We start from the raw sequence: 19,591 nt of genomic DNA, 5'->3' as shown, positions 1-19,591 counted from the left end.
CGTTCGGTGAAAGGCCCCGTTAAGTGAGAGAGCGTTCCGTGAAAACCCCCGTTAGGTGAGAGAGGGTCTAGCCCTTGGCGGAGCCCTTCGCCACAAACAGCATCTCTGCCTGCTCCAGCGACATGCCGTTGGTCTCCGGCACTTTGAACATCACAAAGAAGAACGACGCCGCCGCGAACAGTGCGTACATGGCGTACGTTAGCGGGAGCGAACCGGCGGCCATAACCGGGAAGCTGAGCGTGATGGCAAAGTTCGCCACCCACTGCGCAGCCGCGGCAAGGCCGAGGGCCCGGGCACGGATCCGGGACGGGAAGATCTCGCCCAGGAGCACCCAAACCAGCGGGCCCCAGGACGCGCCGAAGCTGACCACAAACACGTTGGCCGACACCAGGGCCACCGGACCCCAGGCTCCAGGCAAAGAAATCTCGGTGCCGGATCCAACTGCGGAAGCGAACGCCAGGGCCATGGCAGCAAGGGACACGGCCATACCCACCGAGCCCGCCAGCAGGATGGGCCTGCGGCCGATGCGGTCCACCAATGCGATGGCCACGAGGGTTACCAGGATGTTGGTGACGGAGGTGGCCACGGAGATGGTGAGCGAATCTTTTTCCTGGAAGCCCACCGCCTTCCACAGCGTGGTGGAGTAGTAGAAGATCACGTTGATGCCAACAAACTGCTGCAGCACGGACAGGATGATGCCAACCCAGACAACCGCCTGCAGGCCGAAGGTCTTGCCGCGGAGCGAGCCTTTCTGGCCCGCCAGCTTGTCCTCTTCGATTGCTTCACGAATTTCGCGGATGTGCCGGTCGGTGTCCTCCGCCGGGGCGATGGAGTCAAAGACTTCGCGGGCTTCCTCTTCCTTGCCCAGGAACACCAGGAACCGCGGCGATTCCGGAAGCGTGTAGGCCACCCAGCCGTAAACCACCGCTGGCACCGCTGCGGCCAGGAACATCCAGCGCCAGGCCTCGATCCCCAGCCAGAACGCCTGGTCGGCGCCGCCGGCGCTGGTGGCGAAGAGCGCGTCCGAGAGCAGCGCCGCGAAGATGCCTGTGGTAATGGCGAGCTGCTGCAGCGAGGCCAGGCGGCCGCGGACCTTGCGCGGCGAAATCTCGGAAATGTACGCAGGGGCGATGACCGAGGCAAGGCCGATGCCCAGCCCGCCCACCAGGCGCCAGAAGATCAGGTCCCAGACACTGAAGGCGAAGCCGGTGCCGAGGGCGCTGACCAGGAAGAGCAGTGCGCCCAGCTTCATGGCGGGGATGCGTCCGTAACGGTCGGCGACTTTTCCGGCCAAGTACGCACCGGCAGCACAGCCCAGCAGGGCGATGGCCACGGCGAAGCCTGTGACAGCCTCGGACAACGCGAACTCGTCCTTCATGGCATCCACTGCGCCGTTCACCACGGACGAGTCGAAGCCGAACAGGAATCCGCCCACCGCACCTGCGAGCGCCAGCCAGATCACCCGCCGCGGTATTTTGGCGGTTGTCTGCTCCTGGGCAGTGGGCATGGTTCTCCCTTGGTTTGGGTTCGGGTGGACGCGGTGTGCGGACGTCGTCGGCTGCGGAACCGGCCACCTGGCCGGCGCACACGCGCTAAACAGTGTTCCACGCCACCGCGGACTGTTCCAGTCGACAGGAGCCTGCTTGCCCCGGAACAGAGGACGACGACGGCGGGAGGCGTCCGCCGTCGTCGTCACATGGTGCGGGGCAGGGCAGGTCAGTGAACCGCAGCGGGCTCCTGCTGGGCTGCCTTGGAGTCCGTGAGCTTCTTGTTGGGCAGTGCGAAGCTGATCAGGAATGCGATGCCGGTGAGCACGGCCGCCGTGAGCATCACGGCGTCGATGGCGTAGGCGAAGCCCTCGGTGATGGGGCGGGTCAGCGTGCTGTTGGCGGTGTGAAGCCAGCTGGTGTCGTTGAGGGATTCGTTGGAGGCGCCGTCCCGGAAGAACTCGTACAGCTTGGCATTGGCGGGGTCTCCGGCCACCGCAGGATCCTGAAGGACTGCCTGGTACTCCGCGCTTCCCATCGCGGACTTCATGGTGTCGGCGATCCGTGTGGCGGCCAGGCTGAACAGCATGGAGATGAAAACGGCGGTGCCCACCGCGCCGCCCATGGAGCGGAAGAACGCGGCGGAGGAGGTGCCCACGCCCATGTCACGGCGCGGGACGGACACCTGCATGGCAAGGGTGAGGGGCTGCATGCAGAAGCCCAGACCCATGCCGAAGAACACCGCGATGACCCCGGGAACCCACAGGCCGGTGTCCACGCCCAGGGACAGGCCCATCACCAGGGCGGCGGCCGTGAGGATGGCCGTGCCCATGATGGGGAAGATCCTGTAAGTGCCGGACGCCGAAATGGTGCGGCCGGCCGTGATGGAGCCGCTGAGGATGCCGACGGTGAAGGTGATCATCATCAGGCCGGCCTCGGTGGGGGTGAGGCCCTTGACCAGCTGCAGGTACATCGGGAGCATGGCGATGGCCCCGAACATGCCGATGCCGATGATGAAGTTCAGCAGCGACGACAGGCCGAAGGTCGCGTTACGGAAGAGCCGCAGCGGGATCAGCGCGTAGTCGCCGGCACGCTTCTCGGCGAGCAGGAACCAGGCAATGCCCACCACGCCCAGGCCGTAGCAGAGGAAGGAGTTCAGGGACGCCCAGCCCCAGCTGCGCCCCTGCTCCGCCACCAGCAACAGCGGCACGATCGCCAGCGTGATAGACGCTGCGCCCCGGTAGTCGATCTTTTGCTTCACATGCTTTGCCGGCAGGTGCAGGAACAGGAACACCACGGCCAATGCGGCTAGGCCGATGGGCAGGTTGATAAAGAACACCCAGCGCCAGCCCTCGAACCCCAGGATGTTGGCGGAACCGGCGAAAGCGCCCCCCACTACGGGGCCAAGCACCGAAGAGACGCCGAACACGGACATGAAGTAGCCCTGGTACTTGGCGCGGTCCTTCAGTGAGACGATGTCGCCGATGATGGTCAGGGCGAGGGCCAGCAGTCCGCCGGCGCCCAGGCCCTGGACGCCGCGGGCCAGTGCCAGTTCGGTCATGGAGTGGACCGAGCCTGCGTACAGGGACCCTGCCAGGAAGATGACAATGGCGGTCAGGTACAGAGGGCGGCGGCCGAATATGTCGCTGAGTTTGCCGTACAGCGGGGTGCTCACCGTGGACGTAATGAGGTACGCAGTGGTGGCCCAGGCCTGGAGCGAGAGCCCGTCCAGGTCATTCGCGATGGTGTAAATGGACGTGGACACAATCGTTTGGTCCAGCGATGCCAGGAACATGCCCAGCATCAGGCCCACCATCACGGTGACGATTTGGCGCGGGGTCAGGGTGTCTCCTGCGGCGCGCGCGGCAGCGGGTTTGGGCATGGGTGCTCCAGGGGAAGAAAGGAATCAGGCGGATAGTTGCTTTCAGTAACTATGTTACGCGCAGGTCTATTCCCCGTAGCCAGAAATTTCTGCTGCCGGAGCTAGCGCTCCACGAGGATGCCGTCCGGGTCGCACCAGATCATGGCCCCGGTCCGGATGGTCACACCGTCGATCTGGACGTCCACGGCGACTTCGCCAGCCCCCGCCTTCGCACTCTTCCGCGGGTTGCTGCCGAGGGCCTTCACGCCGAGGTCCAGCCTGGCGATCGCTTCACGGTCGCGGATTGCTCCGTTGATGACGACGCCGGCCCAGCCGTTTGCCACGGCGCTTTCGGCGATCATGTCCCCCATCAGGGCTGTGCCCAGCGAACCGCCGCCGTCCACCACCAGCACGTTGCCGTTGCCCGGGGTTGCCAGGGTGGACTTCACCAGCGCGTTGTCCTGGAAGCAGCGGATGGTGCGCGCCTGTCCGCTGAAGTGTGAACGGCCGCCCAGGGACTGGAACTGCAGTGATATCGAGGCCAGTTCCTCACCGCGCTCGTCGTAGAGGTCCGCGGTGTTGACGGCGGTGCTTGCCGCCGGAGTGGACGCTGCGCTCATGTGGTTCTCCTCGATGCTCGGGCTGCCGCCAGTGGTCGCCGCGCGCCCTCTGACAGCGGCGGTAAAGCCCACGATAGTCTGATTCCCTAGCCAATCAGCCGTACGGGGGAAACGCCATGAGCCTGTCCAACACTCCAGCTCCCCCTGACCGTGGCACCGGGCCGGACGGCGCTGCTGCGCCGTTCGCGGAGCCCACACGCAAGGTCACGCCCCGGTGGGTCACCGGACTGGTCCTGGTCAACGTGGGGATTAACGCCGCCTTCTTTGGACCCATCAACATCTTCATTGGCCAGCAGGCCATCAGTATCGATGAACCCAGCAAGGAAGCGGTCCTTTCCCTTGCCACGGCGTGCGGCGCGGCGGTCTCGCTGGTGGCGAATCCGCTCTTCGGAGCACTCTCGGACCGCACCACGTCCCGCTTTGGCCGCCGCGCGCCGTGGGTGCTGGCGGGCGCAGTACTCGCTGCCATTGCGCTTCTGGCGATGTCCGGTGCCACCACAGTGGCGCTGCTGGTGGCCTTCTGGTGCCTGATGCAGCTTGGGGCGAACGCGGCGTACGCAGCCATCACGGCCGCGGTTCCGGACCGGGTCCCGGTACCCCAGCGTGGCAAAGTTGGGGGGCTCGCCGCCATGGGCCAGACGCTGGGAATACTCACGGGCGCGGTGTTCGGCGCCGTGGTGTCCGGCAACTTCATGGTGGGCTACTGGCTGTGTGCCGGCGCCCTGCTGCTGTCGGTACTCCCCTATCTTGTGCACCGCAATGACCCAGTGCTGCCCAAAGGCGTCCTGCCCCGGTTCCGGCTGGCTGCTTTCCTCCGGGGGTTCTGGATCAGTCCCCGGCTGTACCCGGATTTTGCCTGGGCCGGGCTCACCCGCTTCCTGGTGAACGTGGGCAACCAGCTCACCATCGTCTACCTGCTCTTTTTCCTGCGGGACATCCTGAAACATGAAGATCCCCCGGCAGGGGTGCTCGTTCTCACCGGCATTTACGCGGTGATGGTGATGGTTACCGCGGTGGTGGCGGGCCCCTGGAGCGACAGGGTGGGGCGCCGGAAGCCGTTCGTGATCGGGTCTTCTGTCATCATTGCCATGGCCGCCCTGATCATGGCCTTCTTCCCGGTCTGGCCCGGGGCGTTGGCCGGCGCTGCCGTATTGGGCGTCGGCTTCGGGGCTTACGTCGCGGTGGACTACGCGCTGCTCACGCAGGTCCTGCCCCTGGCGTTGGACCGGGGCAAGGACATGGGCATCATCAATGTTGCCAACTCGCTGCCCCAGGTGGTGGCGCCCGCGCTCGCTTTGGTTGCTGTCACGTACTGGGGCGGCTACAGGTCGCTGTTCCTCGCTGCCGCGGTCATCGGCCTGCTCGGGGCTGTTTTTGTGGTGAAGATCAAGGGTGTCCGTTGACCTGCCGGGATGCCGGAAGTAAGGCAGGCTGACTAATTACGGCACACTACCGTGCCGTATAGTTGAACCGGATTGCAGGCGGTCCGGGATGGGGACGCTCCCGGCTGCTGCACCGTCAAACACAACCCCGGAATACTGATGCCTGAGACCTTTCCAGACCATCCGCCCATGACTGCCATGCCCTCAGCTCCACGCCAGCGCCTGCGCTATTCGCGCATCCTTGAAGCCGCCGGCGGCTTTGCGCGGAAGGGCCTGGACGCCGTGGAACTGCCCGAGGTGGCGGCGAAGGCCGATGTACCCCTGGGCACGCTGTACCGGCACTTCCCCACCAGCACCCATCTGATGCTCGCGCTTTACCGACACCAGCTCGGGGAGCTGCAGGTTGCCGGGCGGACTTCTGCGGCGCGGTTCCGGGGCCGGGCGCTGGGCGGACTGGTGATGGAGCTCTTCCACATGCGCGTCATGCAGCCCGCGGTTGAACAGTGCTTGAGCCGGGGCGTCTACCTTCCGGACAGGGACACCACAGCCCTCCTGCGCGAAATCGACGCGCTAAGTGAAAAAGTGGTGGCCAATGCCTGCGGCGACGCCACGGCCGCCAGGGTGCTCCTGCTGACCGTCACTGGTCTGGTCCAGTCCGTCAGGAACCGCCGCCTTTCACTCTTTGAGGCCGAGGAGGACCTTAAAAAGGCCTGCGCACGGCTTGCTCCGGCCACTGAAGGCAGCTACACACTCCATCAAAGCGCGTAATCGGTCTAGACCAATCGCCCCTTAAATCGGCCTTATTGCCGTGACGTGGGCCACAAGAGTCGTTGCAGAACCGTTTTGGCGCCGGTGCCGGCAGTCAAATCGCGCAGAACCACCTCACGCCGCTGCCTACCATGGTCGAACGGAGCAGCAGGGCGCATCCCCGACGCTCCTTCCAGACCCGCCACCCCTGGGTTTCCGCCGCACCCCTCCGCCTTAGGCCTGTTTGGGCCTGGGCCCCACGCGCCGTGTGCCCACGGCGAGCACCAGGAGACAACGACGTGTCCATTGACGCAATTGCAGCCACTGACAATTCCGCAGCCACCGCGCTGAGCGAAGCTGAGATCTTCGACGCCCACCAGGGCGGTAAGCTCTCCATCGCCAGCACCGTCCCGCTGTCCAACAAGCGGGACCTGTCCATCGCCTACACCCCTGGAGTGGCTGAGGTCAGCCGCGCCATCCACGCCAGGCCCGAACTCGCCCGCACCCTCACGTGGGCCGAGCGCCTGGTGGTCGTCGTGAGCGACGGCACCGCGGTCCTTGGCCTGGGCAACATCGGCGCGAGTGCTTCCCTGCCCGTGATGGAGGGAAAGTCTGCCCTGTTCAAGACCTTCGGCGACCTGGACTCCATTCCGCTGGTGCTCAACACCACGGACGTGGACGAAATTGTGGAGACCCTGGTTCGCCTGCGCCCCAGCTTCGGTGCGGTCAACCTCGAGGACATCTCCGCTCCCCGCTGCTTTGAGCTTGAGGAAAAGCTCATCGAAGCGCTGGACTGCCCCGTGATGCACGATGACCAGCACGGCACCGCCGTCGTTGCCCTCGCCGCGCTGACCAACGCCGCCAAGGTCACCGGCCGAGAACTGGAAACCCTGCGCGTGGTGGTCTCCGGCGCAGGAGCGGCAGGCATCGCGGTTGCCGAAATCCTGCTGGCAGCCGGCATCACCGACGTGGTCCTGCTGGACTCCCGCGGCATCATCAACAGCACCCGTACGGACCTGGCCGCGGACCAGGCCAGCAAGAAGGCCGACATCGCCGGCCGCAGCAACCCCCGCAGCCTCGAAGGCGGCCCCGCCGAGGCCCTGGCCGGAGCCGACGTCTTCATCGGCGTCTCGTCCTCCAAGCTGGACGAGGAACACCTCGCCCTGATGAACCAGGACGCCATCGTTTTCGCCCTCTCCAACCCCGACCCTGAGGTGCTGCCCGAGGTGGCCGTGAAATACGCCGCTGTGGTGGCCACCGGCCGGAGCGACTTCCCGAACCAGATCAACAACGTGCTGGCCTTTCCGGGTATCTTCCGCGGAGCCCTGGACGCCGGGGCGCGCCGCATCACCCCTGCCATGAAGCTTGCAGCTGCGTATGCCATCGCGGAGCTCGCGGCGGAGGACCTCTCGGCCGACTACATCGTGCCCAGCCCGCTGGACCCCAGGGTCGCCCCGGCCGTCACCGCGGCTGTCGCAGCCGCCGTGGAAGCGGAGTAACTTCCTTTCCCCTGCGGAAATTACGACGGCGGTGCCTCCCCTGAGCGGGAGGCACCGCCGTCGTTGGCTAAGCGGGCCGAACCATAGACTGGGTCCATGAACTCCGAGACCGTGGTGACCGTCCTGTGCGGCCTGGCAATTCTTGTAGGCGTGGCAGGCACCGTCATCCCGGTGCTTCCGGGCAGCATCCTGATCGGTGCAGGCCTGCTGGCATGGGCCATCTGGGGCGGAGCAGGCACAGCGGGCTGGGTTGTGTTCGCCATTGCCATGGTGTTCGTGGTTGCCGGCATGGCTGCGGGCGCCGTCCTCACGGGCAGGAAGCTCAAGGAGCATGCCATACCCAGCAGGAGCATCGCAGCCGCGCTTGTCACGGGCGTCGTGGGAATGTTCATCATCCCCGTCGTGGGGCTTTTCGTCGGTTTCGCTGCCGGCCTCCTGCTCTGCGAGTTCCTTCGGACCCGGAACATCAGTACAGCGGCGACCTCCAGCTGGGCCGCACTCAAAGCAACCGGGCTGGGCATGCTCGCCGAGTTCGGGCTGGCCTGCCTCGCCGCCAGCACGTGGGTGGTGGGCGTGTGGATCGCCGCCGCCAACGGCTGAAGCGCTTGCGGGCCGGACCCGCCAGGGCGTAGAACGGCAGCATGACCGAGCGAAGTTCAGCACGTGAGCACGTGTCCGCGTGGATGGAAAAGTACCAGGCCGCATGGACCAGCAACAAGCCCGAGGACATCCGTGCACTCTTTACCGAGGATGCACGGTACGAGACGCGTCCCCATGACCCGCAGGCGTGGCAGCGGCAGGATGGAATCGTCGACGGCTGGCTCGCCGCCCGCGATGAACCCGGCGACTGGACCTTCAGCTGGGAGCTGCTGGGCACGGACGGTGACACCGCCTTTATCCAGGGCGTGACCACCTACTCGGGCGAACGCCCCACGTATGACAACCTCTGGGTCCTTCGCTTCGACCCGTCCGGGCGGGCTTCCGCCTTCACCGAGTGGTTTATGGAAAGGCCCTGAGTTAGAGGCCCAGTCCGCCCAGTTTGTCCCCGAGCCCGCCGGGAAGCTTCCCCAGCAGGTCGGCGGGGTTGATGCCCAGCTTGGACAGGAGTCCGGCATGCTGGTCGGTGTCCACCTGGTCCGGCAGCTCGGACTCGGCCTGGGCTGCCTTGTCATTGTCTCCCTGGTTCCTGAGGAGCTCGAGGATCTGGGACTTGTCGATTTGCACGGCATTCTCCTGTTCTGATGAGGAAACTGCTAAGGGTGGTTACCACCCTTACGGAATTGTCCTGAGCAGGCAAGGCCCTCAGGCGGTCCCGTCCCTGCGCCGCCATCTTCAGGGGCCGCCCCGGCTGTCAGGAGTCCCGGTTAGCATGGAAAGATGACCGCCGGGGATACTGCACCGATCTATTGGGACAGGCGCGACCTCACGCCCTTCGGCCAGCCCCAGCTGCGCACGCCCGTCCATGACCTCGCCGGGGGAGTGGGCGGCCTGCTCACCGGCGTACTGGGCGGCCGCAACCCGGCGTTGCTCTCTGTGGACGGCGAGGTTCCGCGGCTGAAGCGGATGCTGCCCAAGCCGGCCAAGGCGGTGCACGAGGCGGTCTTCACGAGCCGCCAGCCCGAACAGCTGATCACGCTGGCGCGCGCCTACCCTGGGTGGGCCGGCCTTTGCTACCTCATGTCCGGGCTGCTGGTCTACAAGCAGGGCGGCTACCTGCGCGCCTCCGAGCTCCTCCAGCGCGGGCTGACAACCAGGAATGAAGACGAAGCCAACCGCTATTCATCCACCTACCTCACCAGGATCGTCACGCGCATCGAGCTGGCCGAGCGCGTGGAGATCCCTGTCCTGTTCAGCGAGGAGTCCGTGTTCCTGGCACTGGCTCACGCGCTGCGGGAGACGGGGCGCACTGAGGCGGCGCTGGACGCCTTGACCGGACTGCCGCCGTCGCTCCCCATGGCCTTGGCGCGCTGCTCGCTCGCCCTGGCCCTGGGACGGAGCCGGACGGTGATCGACTGGACCGACGGGCTGCTCAACGCGGACGACCTCTCTGCAGCACTGTTGCTGGTGCGTGCGCGGGCCCTGCGGCGGGAGGGCCGGCTGGATGCGGCGAACCAGGCGCTTGCAGAGGTCCTGCGACGGCGGAAGACCCACCTCACCCTGCGGAACGACGCCCTCACGGACCGGGCACTGCTGCTTCTTGATTCCAGCCGCAGGTCACTCAACCCGCGCGACTGGGGACGGCGGCACGAGGATCCGGTGCCGCAGCGGGAAATCGCAGCGCCGGTTCCCATCCGCAAAGACGAGGAGATGCGCCGGATCTGGGAACAGGATTGGAAGAAGCTCAGCGACGAGTAAGTTCGCCCTTGCTAGCTCCCCGAGAACCGGGATCCGGAAACCATCGGCAGGAGCTGTTCGCCGAGCAGTACGGCGCCGAGCGCCACCATGATCACCCCGCTGGCCAGCGTCACCATCCGGGCGGCCCCCGGCCTGCTCTGCAGCAGGGTACGGGACAACAGGGCGACGGCGGTGTACACGAGCCCTGCGAGCAGCACGAACGTCAGGCCCAGCAGGCCCGACTGCACCGGGACAGGCAGGGACGCTTCAGCGCTCACGAACTGGGGAACGAGCGCCACATAGAAGAGCAGGCCCTTGGGGTTGATGCCGCTGGTTCCCATGCCCTGCAGGAAGGTGCGGAGCCGGGTGCTGCCGTCATTGCCGGCCCCGGCCGAAAAGCTGGCTGCGCGCCAGGAACGAAGCGTGCTCACCCCCAGCCACATCAGGTACCCCGCGCCGGCCAGGGTAATCCAGCCGAGGACGCCAGGCATTCCCGTGAGCAGGGCAGCAAGTCCCGCCACCAGTAAGGCTGTATGCAGGACGTATCCGCTGCACAGCCCTGCAACAGCGGGCACAAAGCTGCGCTGCCTCAGGCCCGCAGCGATGGAATACGCCCAGTCCACGCCGGGCGTGCAGGCCAGGGCCGCGGCTACCAGCACAAAGGCCAAAAACAGCTCCGCGTTCATCGTTTCTCCTGCCAGGTGGTCCGTCAGGAGAAACCTTAGATACTTTTGCTCCGGAAGTGCTTTCCCTTTTCGCGCGCAATGCAGCGCTGGCGGTAAGATCTTTGCGTGATTGACCATATTGACCGAAATATCTTGCGCCACCTCAAGGAGGATGGCCGCATGACAGCCACCGCACTTGCCGGCAAGGTCGGTCTAACTGTGGCCCCTTGCCACCGGCGGCTGCGCGATCTGGAGCAGTCGGGCGTCATCCGGGGCTATCGGGCGGACATCGATCCATCGGCTGTGGGGTTGGGGTTCGAAGCGATCGTGTTCGTGACCTTGCGGCAGGTGGACCGCTCCACCATGGAGGTCTTCGAAAACCGGGTCGCAGATAATCCGAACATCGTGGAGGCCCAGCGGCTTTTCGGTTCGCCCGATTACCTGTTGAAGGTTATCGCCGAGGACCTGCCCGCCTACCAGCGCTTTTACGACGCCGAACTCACCTCCCTGCCGGGCGTGGAACGGCTCACCTCCACCCTGGTCATGAAGAACCTGAAGTCCAACGCGGGGCCGCCGGTCTAGCCGTGTCAGTTGTTGAGCAGGCCGGTGGTGCGGTAGGGGATGACCTCGCGGAGGAACATGCTGGTGGAGGTCCGCACGATGCCCGGGCAAAGCCTGATTTCCTCCGAGACCCGGTAGAGGTCGTCCGGGCTTGTCGCGACCACGCGGATCAGCAGGTCGGTATCGCCGGCCGGCGCGTGGCATTCCAGCACCTCCGGAATTTCGCGGAGCGCGGCAATGGCCTCGTTCAGGTGGCTCTGGTCCAGTTCGGCGCTTACGGAAGCGGCCACTCCGCGTCCCAGCGCGGCGGGAAGCACCCTGCTGCTGTTGGGGCGCAGGGCTCCCGACGCCGTCATCCGTTCCAGCCTGCTCTGCACCGTTCCGCGGGCCAGGCCCAGCCGCTGGGCCAGCACCATGATGGGGACGCGCGGGTCTTCGTCCAGCCCCTGCAAGATGCGCTTGTCGGTGGCGTCCAGTTCCTGCACAGCCCGGCCCTTCGTTCAGGATTCAACACCGTTACCCCGGTTCAGGAGCGGACAAAGTCAGCTAGGCCAACTGTATTAGCCGGAAGGCACCAGGCCTAGCTGGCGGGCAATTACCACGGCTTCGAGCTGCGAATGGACTCCCAGCCGGGAATGGATGGCCTTTACATAGCCCCGGCAGGTGTTTTGGGAGATCCCAAGGGTCTTGGCATTCGCTCGCACATCCTTACCCTCCGCCATCAGCCGCAGCACTTCCATCTGCCGCTTAGTCAACAAGGGGACGGCTGACACAGGCTCTGGTGGCTGCGCCTGTTCTCCGAAAGCCGCCAGGATCTGCGGATCGACTTCGATGATCCCGGCATGCGAATGCCGGACCGTAGCAAGGAGCTTGGTAAGGGGCGTGTCCCTGGCCAAGAACGCGGAGGCACCGGCAGCGGCTGCCTGCGCCAAGCCCTGTCTCGTGGGCTCGCTGGCCAGCATCACCACCCGTATTCCCGGCAGCGCAGAAACGATCTCTGCAGCAATTGCGGGGCCCCGGTGGTCCAGCTGGCCCCAGCCCATGACCACGACGTCCGGCTGAAGAGTTCGGCACATATGGAGGCCGAGCGATGCGTTCCTGGCGTAACCCAGGCCCTGCAGGTCCGGTTCACGGTCAACTGCCAACGTCAGCAATTCCGCAAATGAGGTGTGGTCATCAATTACCAGGACAGTCGTTTGGGATACGCCGCTGTCAAGAGCTTCTGCCGTCATTGCCATTTCCCCAATCACCGGTTCCTGCGCGCATCTTTGCGCATCAAGTACACGGTTCCCCTAAATCTTGTTATGCCAAAGTATGCTCCGCTTCGAGCCCCGGGGTATAGGTGAATGACCCCCTTCCTGAGGGTGAAAACCCCCTATTTTGGGGGTTCGCCTAACTAATCTTGGGACTGTTTGCCGGTGCTGCGCAGGGGGAAGCTTAGAGCACTGGCAATGAGGCCACCACCCTGCAGCTTGGATGAGCGATGACCGGTTTGTTTGCACGATGGAGTTTCCAATTCCGGCTGCTGATCCTGGCATTGGCCGCAGGAATAATAGCGATGGGATTCTGGTACTTTCCCAGGTCCTCAGTAGACGCGTTGCCCGAATTCGAGCCTCCCCAAGTTGAGATCCAGACCGAGGCCTTGGGACTGTCCGCCCTTGAAGTCGAACAACTGATAACTTCACCGATGGAAGTGGACCTCCTAAATGGAGTCGCGTATCTGGATGAGATCCGGTCGCAGTCGGTTCCGGGCCTTTCCTCCATCCAGTTGCTCTTCGAGCCGGGGACGGACTTGCCACGGGCGCGCCAACTTGTTGCCGAGCGCCTGGTTCAGGCCCACTCGCTGCCGCGGGTTTCCGCACCTCCCGTCCTGATGCAGCCGAAGTCCTCCACCAGCAGGGTCATGATGGTCCGGCTGTCGTCGTCGGACGTTCCGCTCATCGACATGTCCGTCCTTGCGCGATGGAATATCAGGCCACGCCTGATGGGTGTTCCCGGGGTTGCGAACCTTTCAATCTGGGGCCAGCGTGAGCAGCAGATGCAGGTGGAAGTGGACCCCCAAGCGCTTCAGGCGCGGGGGGTAACACTCAATCAGATCATTCGGACAACGGGCAATGCGGTCTGGGTATCGCCACTGACGTTCCTCGAGGCCTCAACACCGGGAACGGGCGGCTTCCTGGAAACGGATAACCAGCGCATCGGGATCCAGCATGTCCTGCCGATCACCACACCCAGCGACCTGGCGCAGGTCAGCGTCGAAAACGTGACAGGCGCTCCGCTCGTACTTGGCGATGTGGCAACGGTGAAGGAAAACCACCAGCCGCTTATTGGTGACGCAGTGGTGGATGAGGACCCCGCCCTCATGCTGGTCATCGAGAAATTTCCTGAGGCCAACACGGCTGAAATCACAGCAGCGCTCGAAGCGGCATTGGAGGACTTGAAGCCTGGCCTTTCGGGAATCAACGTGGACACAAGCGTCTACCGGCCTGCAACTTTCCTTGAGTCCGCGGTGCAGAACCTGGGCACGGGCTTCATCGTCGGTTTGTTGCTGGCGGCCCTCCTCCTCGGACTCTTCTTCAAGTCCTGGCGGATGGCCCTTGTGGGTCTAATTGTCCTGACAGTATCCGCGGCGGCAGCTTTGCTCTTGCTGTTCGTGCTCGGCATCGGGCTGAACGTCATGGTCTTCGCCGGGCTGGTTCTGGCTCTGGTCGTGGTTGTGACCGACCTCGTGACTGACCTGAACGGGTTACGCCGGCGGCGGGAGCTTTCCACCCCCGGTTCAGGACGGCGGGCGGCGGCTGCGACTTCCACTGACGTCACGGACGGCGGGAGCATGGACGGCGGCCCGGCGGAGGCAGAGGTGAAGACGGAGCCACGGATGGCACTCATTACTGCCGCCCTCCAGCAGACCCGCAATGCAATCATCTTCGCCGGACTCACCATGGTGCTCGTCCTGCTGCCCGTGCTGTTCCTGACAGGGTTGAACCGGGCCCTTTTCGTTCCCTTGGTCCTGTCCTTCCTGCTGGCGCTCGCGGTCGCCCTGGTCGTTGCATGGCTCCTGACCCCGGCATTGGCCCTCACCTTCTTGGGGGGCGAGGAGCGCGCTCCGATGCTCCCGGGCAAAATTAGGGCAGGTATCCGGACAGCATCCGAACGGAGCGCCGCGAAATCCCGGTGGGTGCTGGCGGCAGGTGCTCTGCTCGTAGTAGCTGCGGTAGCGGGGGTTCCGCTCCTGGCTGCCGGGCAGCCCTCGGTAACTGCACTTCAGGACCGGATCCTGCTGGTGGAGTGGGACGGGATGGCAGGGACGTCGAATACCGAAATGAGCCGGATATCCGCACTTGCCAGCAAAGAACTGGAGAACATCCCGGGAGTCGCCAATGTAGGGGGGCACGTGGGCCGTGCCATCACTTCCGACCGGGTAGTGGGGGCAAATTCAGGCGAGCTCTGGGTAACCATGGAGGCGGACGCCGACTACGTGAATGTGGCCGAGGCTGTGCAAGAAGTTGCGGCAGGCTACCCAGGGATCAGCGGCAGCGTCGTCACATATGGTCAGAACCGGCTCGATGCGGAACGCAGCCGGTCAGAACATGAGTTCTCGGTCAGGGTCTTCGGGGTCGATCCCCAAGTCCTGCGGGAAACCGCGGAAGACGTCAGGGAGATGATGTCCACCACGCCTGGTCTGGTTGACCCGCAGTTGTCCCTTCCCCAGCTCCAGCCCATCACCGAGATCGAGGTTAACCTGGACAAGGCACAGCAGGCTGGCGTCAAACCAGGTGATGTGCGGCGTGCAGCGGCCACTTTGCTGCAGGGTGTGGACGTCGGCTTCCTTTTCGAGCAGCAGAAGGTCTTCCAAGTGGTGGTCAAGGGAACTCCGGCGACCAACTCGAGCCTCACCAGCATTCAGGAGTTGCTCATTGACAAGCCTGGCGGTGGCCACGTGCGGCTCGGGGAGTTGGCGGATGTCCGCATTGCGCCCAACGAATCGGTTATCACCCACATCGATACCTCCCGCCACATCGACGTGGTAGCCCAAGTGGACGGCAGGTCCACCGGGGACATCACATCAGATGTCAACGCCAAGCTGGCCAACCTTGATTTCCCCATGGAGTATCACGCACAAGTACCGTCCCAATACTCGGAGCGGCAGGACACGATGCAACTGGTCCTGGCCGTCGCCGGAGCAGCCTTGATCGGTGTCCTGGTCCTCCTCCAGACCGCGCTGGGAAGCTGGCGCGTGGCACTGGTTGTATTCCTTGCACTGCCCCTCGCCCTGGCAGGCGGTGTCTTGGGCGCATTCGTCACAGGCGGGATCGGCTCCCAGGTGACTCTCCTTGCCTTCGCGGCGCTGTTGGCCATGGCCGTGCGTGACTCCATCCTGCTGGTCCGGCGCGCCCAATCGCCGGGCGCTTCCAACACTGCGGCAACTGTAGAGGCGCGGGAGGAGGCCCCCGAACAGGGTGGTTCGCGCTCCTCAATTCTGCAGGCAGCCCAGGAACGCGTGGTCCCGCTTGTGATTGCTGCGGTTATCAGCGCTGCATTCCTGATCCCCTTGGTGGTACTGGGGGGAGTGGTTGGCAGGGAAACTATCCTGCCCTTGGCCGTCGTGGTATGGGGTGGCTTGGTGACACACGCCCTGCTTGTTCTGTTTGTCCTTCCAACCCTCCTGATCCTGTTTGGCACTGGCGCTCCGGAGGATCCCCTGAAGCCACAAGGCCCCACCGACGCCGCGGGGCGCACTGTAAGAACGGAAGTATCATGACGACTGCGAACGTGCCTTGGAAGCGCCACCTGTTCGGTGCCATGGTTATGGCTTGCCTGGTCTGTGGCCCTGTGGCCGCATGCGGGGAAGTGCCTGAGGCGGCGCCGGCCGCAACCGGGCTGGAAGCGGCCACCCTGGAGGAGGTTGACGGTCAGGAAGTCAGCCGCATCACCTTGACGGAGAAAGCTGCAGAACGGCTGGGGGTGGCAACAGGCGCGGTGGAAACCGTCGAGGGTAAACTCCAGGTTCCCTACTCGGCCCTGATCTATGACGCCACTGGCGGCACCTGGGTCTACACCAACCCGGAGCCGCTGGTGTTTGTCCGGGCGCCCGTGGCGGTTGAACGGATCGAGGCCCCCGCCGTGAAGTTGGCCAGCGGGCCCCAGCCTGGCACCAGGATTGTAACGGTAGGCGCAGCCGAACTCCTGGGTGCTGAACTGGATACGGCGCACTGACCAGCTATGCGCAAGCTTATTGCTTTCAGTCTCAAGTTCCGCTCGGTGGTGGTAGCGCTCGCCGTCGGAATCATGATGGTTGGTGCCGTCCAGATCAGTTCAGCTTCGGTGGACGTGTTTCCCGAGTTCGCACCGCCCCGGGTGGAAATCCAGACAGCAGCCCTGGGCCTGACGGCCGCGGAAGTGGAGGAGCTGGTCACGGTTCCGCTTGAGGACGCACTCAACGGCTTGGAGGGGCTGGACGAGCTGCGCTCAAAGTCGGTTTCCCAGCTGTCCTCAGTTCTGATGATTTTCGATCCCGGTACTGATCTGCTGAAGGCGCGGCAGCTGGTTGCGGAAAGAGTCGCAACGGTCACTCCGACGCTGCCCAGCTGGGCAACGCCACCGGTGATGCTGCAGCCCTTGTCCTCCACGAGCCGGGTTATGAAGATCGGCTTGTCCTCGGACGAGCTGAGCTTGATCGAAATGTCCATGTTGACCCACTACAAGCTGCGGGCACACCTGCTCTCCGTTCCGGGGGTGGCCAACGTTGCCATCTGGGGTGAACGGAAGGAAACGCTCCAGGTGCGCGTTAGGCCTGACCGGCTGCTGGCCGAAAAGGTCTCCCTGGAACAGGTGATGTCAACCACCAATGACGCCATGCACGCCGGACTGCTGAAGCACTCATCCGGCAACATGGTAGGCACGGGCGGTTTTGTAGACACCCCGAACCAGCGCCTTGGCATTTCACACGTCCTGCCCATCCGCACTCCTGAGGATCTCGCCAAGATCACTATCCTGGAACGCGACGGGAACCCCCTGCGGCTGGGCGACGTGGCCGACGTCGTGATGGACCATAACCCCCTGATTGGTGACGCCGTCATCAATGACGGCGAAGGCCTGATGCTCATCGTGGAGAAGCTGCCGTGGGGCAACACCCTGGAAGTAACCAGGGGAGTGGAGGAGGCGCTGGAGCAGATGGCTCCGGCATTGTCGGGAATCGACGTCGACACCGCCATTTTCAGGCCGGCCACCTTCATAGAACAGTCGCTCGAAAACCTGAGCTTGGCTCTGCTGCTGGGAATCGTGCTGGTCATGATGGTGCTGGGGGCCTTCCTTTTCCAGTGGCGGACGGCCCTCATCAGCCTGATTGCCATTCCCTTGTCCCTCATCACAGCAGGCGTGGTCATCATGATGACCGGCAGCACGGTGAACACCATGGTGCTGGCCGGTCTGGTCATCGCTGTCGGCGTTGTGGTGGATGACGCCATCATCGATATCGAAAACATCATTCGCCGGTTGAGGCAGCATCGGGAAAGCGGGAGCGGCCAATCCACCGCATCCGTTGTGCTTGAGGCTTCCATGGAGGTCCGCGGGCCAATCGTGTACGCCACCCTCATCATTGTGGTGGCCGCGGTGCCCATCTTCTTCCTTGAAGGCCTAACCGGGGCTTTCTTCCGTCCACTGGCCAGCGCTTATACATTGGCAGTTTTCGCCTCCATGTTGGTGGCGCTCACGGTCACTCCAGCCCTTGCGCTCATCTTCCTGCGCAAGGCTCCGCTGGATCCGCGGGACCCGCCATTGGTCCGGGTCCTCAAGCGCGGCTACCACAAGGTCATGTCCAGGGTTATCCGGCGCCCAGGGCCTGGCTACCTCGCTTTTACCGCCCTGACTCTCTCCGGCGTCCTGGTGGCCCCGTTGCTGGGCCAGGCACTGTTGCCTTCGTTCAAGGAACGCGACTTCCTCATGCACTGGGTGACCCAACCGGGCACGTCGCTGGCCGAGGAGGTCCGCATCAGCGAACGGGCCTGCAGGGAGTTGCTGGCGGTAGAGGGAGTCCTGAACTGCGGCGCCCACATCGGGCAGGCGCTGGCGGCAGATGAGGTGGTGGGGGTGAACTTCGGTGAGAACTGGATCAGCGTGGATCCCGCGGCCGACTACGACAAGACCCTGGCCGCCGTGCAGGAAGTGGTGGACGGATATCCCGGGATTCACCGCGACGTGCAGACCTACTTGAAGGAGCGGATCCGTGAGGTCCTCACCGGCGAAGGCGACGCGGTCGTGGTCCGGGTTTACGGCGATGACCTGGAAACCCTGCGCGAGCTGGCCAAGGAAGTCGAGGAGGTGATGGGTGGCATAGACGAGGCCGTCGAGGAGCACATATCGCTGCAGGTGGATATTCCGCAGGTGGACGTCGAGGTCAACCTCGAGGCGGCAAAGCGTCATGGCATTAAGCCCGGCGACGTCCGGCGGGCTGCGGCAGCGATGGTCGCCAGCGAGGAAGTGGGCGACCTGTGGCGGGAGGGCAAGGTCTTCGACGTCCGTATCTGGAGTCCCCCGGAGACCCGCTCAGATGTAACCAGTCTCGGCAACCTGCCCATCGATACTCCATCCGGAGTGCCGATCCGGCTCGCCGAGGTGGCGGACGTAAGGGTTAACGCAACTCCGGGCGTTATTGACCGGAACAACAACTCCCGCAGGATCGATATCAGCGCCAATGCGGCATCCGATGGTGAACTGGGTGCCTTGGTGACGAAACTGCAGGAAGAGCTCGCCGAGGTGGAATTCCCCGCCGGCTACCACGCCGAGGTCCTTGGGGAGTTCGCGGAACGCGAAGCTGCCACCCGCCAGCTCCTGACCTTTGCCGCGGCTGCTCTCCTGGTCATTTTCCTGCTGCTCCAGGCATCATTTGGCAGCTGGCGGTTGGCTGCGTTGATCATGTTTACACTCCCTGTGGCGCTCGTCGGCGGAATGTTCGCGGCCTATCTGAGCGGCGGCGTTCTCTCGCTCGGCTCGATCGTAGGGTTCCTGACGGTTCTGGGCATCGCGGCACGCAACGGCATCCTCCTCATCAGCCATTGCCAGCACCTTGAAAAATACGAAAATGAGAAGTTCGGGCCCGAGCTGGTGCTGCGGGGTGCGGGGGAACGGCTCTCTCCCATCCTGATGACGACGCTCGCCACCGGGCTGGCGCTGGTGCCGCTGATCATGATGGGCACTATCCCAGGCCATGAAATCGAACATCCCATGGCTGTAGTCATTGTCGGCGGACTGGTGTCCTCAACGCTCCTCAACCTTTTCATCCTGCCGTCCCTGTACCTGCGTTTCGGGAAACGGCGGACCAAGGCCGAGCCACCCGCTGCCCCGGTGCCCGCACCGGTGGGATAGGCCGTTGGACAGAAATGGAAGCATATCGATCAATTCGCATCCTGCATGCCGTGAGACATTGGTCAAATTGA

Annotated in this window: 17 protein-coding genes; 10 read left to right on the top strand and 7 right to left on the bottom strand. The window is 64.3% G+C overall.

All coding sequences use genetic code 11. The features are described from left to right. Positions 1-67 precede the first annotated feature (67 nt). From AC5RV1_RS16425 to rraA, 3 genes are all read right to left on the bottom strand, one after another. Positions 68-1,507 carry a sugar porter family MFS transporter gene (locus tag AC5RV1_RS16425; RefSeq protein ID WP_493995296.1) on the bottom strand — a complete coding sequence of 480 codons (1,440 nt, stop codon included), beginning with the start codon at positions 1,505-1,507 and terminating at the stop codon, positions 68-70. A 209-nt stretch (positions 1,508-1,716) separates the two neighbouring features. Beyond that, entirely contained in the window at positions 1,717-3,369 is a 1,653-nt protein-coding gene (locus AC5RV1_RS16420; RefSeq protein ID WP_493995295.1) for an MDR family MFS transporter, read from the bottom strand. Positions 3,370-3,470: 101 nt separating this feature from the next. After that, positions 3,471-3,968, bottom strand: coding sequence for a ribonuclease E activity regulator RraA (gene rraA, locus AC5RV1_RS16415; RefSeq protein WP_493945413.1), 498 nt, complete (start codon positions 3,966-3,968; stop codon positions 3,471-3,473). 116 nt (positions 3,969-4,084) lie between these two features. On the opposite strand from rraA, the gene AC5RV1_RS16410 reads away from it, so the two are divergent. The 5 genes from AC5RV1_RS16410 to AC5RV1_RS16390 all read left to right on the top strand — a co-directional run bounded on the left by AC5RV1_RS16410 (position 4,085) and on the right by AC5RV1_RS16390 (position 8,612). Beyond that, positions 4,085-5,371, top strand: a complete 1,287-nt coding sequence (locus tag AC5RV1_RS16410; protein ID WP_493995294.1) for an MFS transporter — start codon at positions 4,085-4,087, stop codon at positions 5,369-5,371. Between the two features lie 138 nt (positions 5,372-5,509). Further along, a complete protein-coding gene (locus tag AC5RV1_RS16405) occupies positions 5,510-6,118 on the top strand; it encodes a TetR/AcrR family transcriptional regulator (protein ID WP_493995293.1) in 609 nt (202 codons plus the stop codon). A 278-nt stretch (positions 6,119-6,396) separates the two neighbouring features. Further along, a complete protein-coding gene (locus AC5RV1_RS16400; RefSeq protein WP_493995292.1) occupies positions 6,397-7,596 on the top strand; it encodes an NAD(P)-dependent malic enzyme in 1,200 nt (399 codons plus the stop codon). A 96-nt stretch (positions 7,597-7,692) separates the two neighbouring features. Further along, positions 7,693-8,196, top strand: a complete 504-nt coding sequence (locus AC5RV1_RS16395; protein WP_493995291.1) for a DUF456 domain-containing protein — start codon at positions 7,693-7,695, stop codon at positions 8,194-8,196. A 41-nt stretch (positions 8,197-8,237) separates the two neighbouring features. Continuing rightward, positions 8,238-8,612 (top strand): nuclear transport factor 2 family protein, encoded by a 375-nt coding sequence (locus AC5RV1_RS16390; protein WP_493945408.1) that lies wholly within the window; start codon positions 8,238-8,240, stop codon positions 8,610-8,612. Position 8,613: 1 nt separating this feature from the next. On the opposite strand, the gene AC5RV1_RS16385 is transcribed toward AC5RV1_RS16390, so the two are convergent. After that, the gene (locus AC5RV1_RS16385; RefSeq protein ID WP_163165253.1) at positions 8,614-8,820 is read right to left on the bottom strand and encodes a hypothetical protein; all 207 of its coding nucleotides are present in this window, start codon (positions 8,818-8,820) and stop codon (positions 8,614-8,616) included. A gap of 153 nt (positions 8,821-8,973) precedes the next feature. Here AC5RV1_RS16385 and AC5RV1_RS16380 point away from each other — a divergent pair, with 153 nt between their 5' ends. Next, the gene (locus tag AC5RV1_RS16380) at positions 8,974-9,951 is read left to right on the top strand and encodes a tetratricopeptide repeat protein (RefSeq protein ID WP_256247330.1); all 978 of its coding nucleotides are present in this window, start codon (positions 8,974-8,976) and stop codon (positions 9,949-9,951) included. Between the two features lie 11 nt (positions 9,952-9,962). On the opposite strand, the gene AC5RV1_RS16375 is transcribed toward AC5RV1_RS16380, so the two are convergent. Then, positions 9,963-10,616: a LysE family translocator gene (locus AC5RV1_RS16375; RefSeq protein ID WP_493945406.1), complete on the bottom strand. Its 654-nt coding sequence runs from the start codon at positions 10,614-10,616 to the stop codon at positions 9,963-9,965. Between the two features lie 105 nt (positions 10,617-10,721). Between AC5RV1_RS16375 and AC5RV1_RS16370 the strand changes: the two genes are divergently transcribed. Then, positions 10,722-11,177, top strand: coding sequence for an Lrp/AsnC family transcriptional regulator (locus AC5RV1_RS16370; protein ID WP_104043726.1), 456 nt, complete (start codon positions 10,722-10,724; stop codon positions 11,175-11,177). 5 nt (positions 11,178-11,182) lie between these two features. Here the strand turns inward: AC5RV1_RS16370 and AC5RV1_RS16365 are convergent, their stop codons facing one another. Both AC5RV1_RS16365 and AC5RV1_RS16360 read right to left on the bottom strand, forming a co-directional pair. Beyond that, positions 11,183-11,641 carry an Lrp/AsnC family transcriptional regulator gene (locus AC5RV1_RS16365; protein ID WP_493945405.1) on the bottom strand — a complete coding sequence of 153 codons (459 nt, stop codon included), beginning with the start codon at positions 11,639-11,641 and terminating at the stop codon, positions 11,183-11,185. A 75-nt stretch (positions 11,642-11,716) separates the two neighbouring features. Continuing rightward, entirely contained in the window at positions 11,717-12,388 is a 672-nt protein-coding gene (locus AC5RV1_RS16360; protein WP_493995290.1) for a response regulator transcription factor, read from the bottom strand. Between the two features lie 251 nt (positions 12,389-12,639). Here AC5RV1_RS16360 and AC5RV1_RS16355 point away from each other — a divergent pair, with 251 nt between their 5' ends. The 3 genes from AC5RV1_RS16355 to AC5RV1_RS16345 are packed head-to-tail and all read left to right on the top strand — an operon-like array spanning position 12,640 to position 19,520. Further along, positions 12,640-15,918 (top strand): efflux RND transporter permease subunit, encoded by a 3,279-nt coding sequence (locus AC5RV1_RS16355; protein WP_493995289.1) that lies wholly within the window; start codon positions 12,640-12,642, stop codon positions 15,916-15,918. Next, positions 15,915-16,373, top strand: a complete 459-nt coding sequence (locus tag AC5RV1_RS16350) for a hypothetical protein (protein WP_493995288.1) — start codon at positions 15,915-15,917, stop codon at positions 16,371-16,373. The genes AC5RV1_RS16355 and AC5RV1_RS16350 overlap by 4 nt, the downstream gene beginning before the upstream one ends. A 6-nt stretch (positions 16,374-16,379) precedes the next feature. Beyond that, positions 16,380-19,520 carry an efflux RND transporter permease subunit gene (locus tag AC5RV1_RS16345; RefSeq protein ID WP_493995287.1) on the top strand — a complete coding sequence of 1,047 codons (3,141 nt, stop codon included), beginning with the start codon at positions 16,380-16,382 and terminating at the stop codon, positions 19,518-19,520. Positions 19,521-19,591 lie beyond the last annotated feature (71 nt).

Source organism: Arthrobacter sp. Hb9-2, assembly GCF_059091165.1.
The sequence above is the reverse complement of the archived record's forward strand: the minus strand, read 5'-3'. Positions and strand labels throughout refer to the sequence as shown.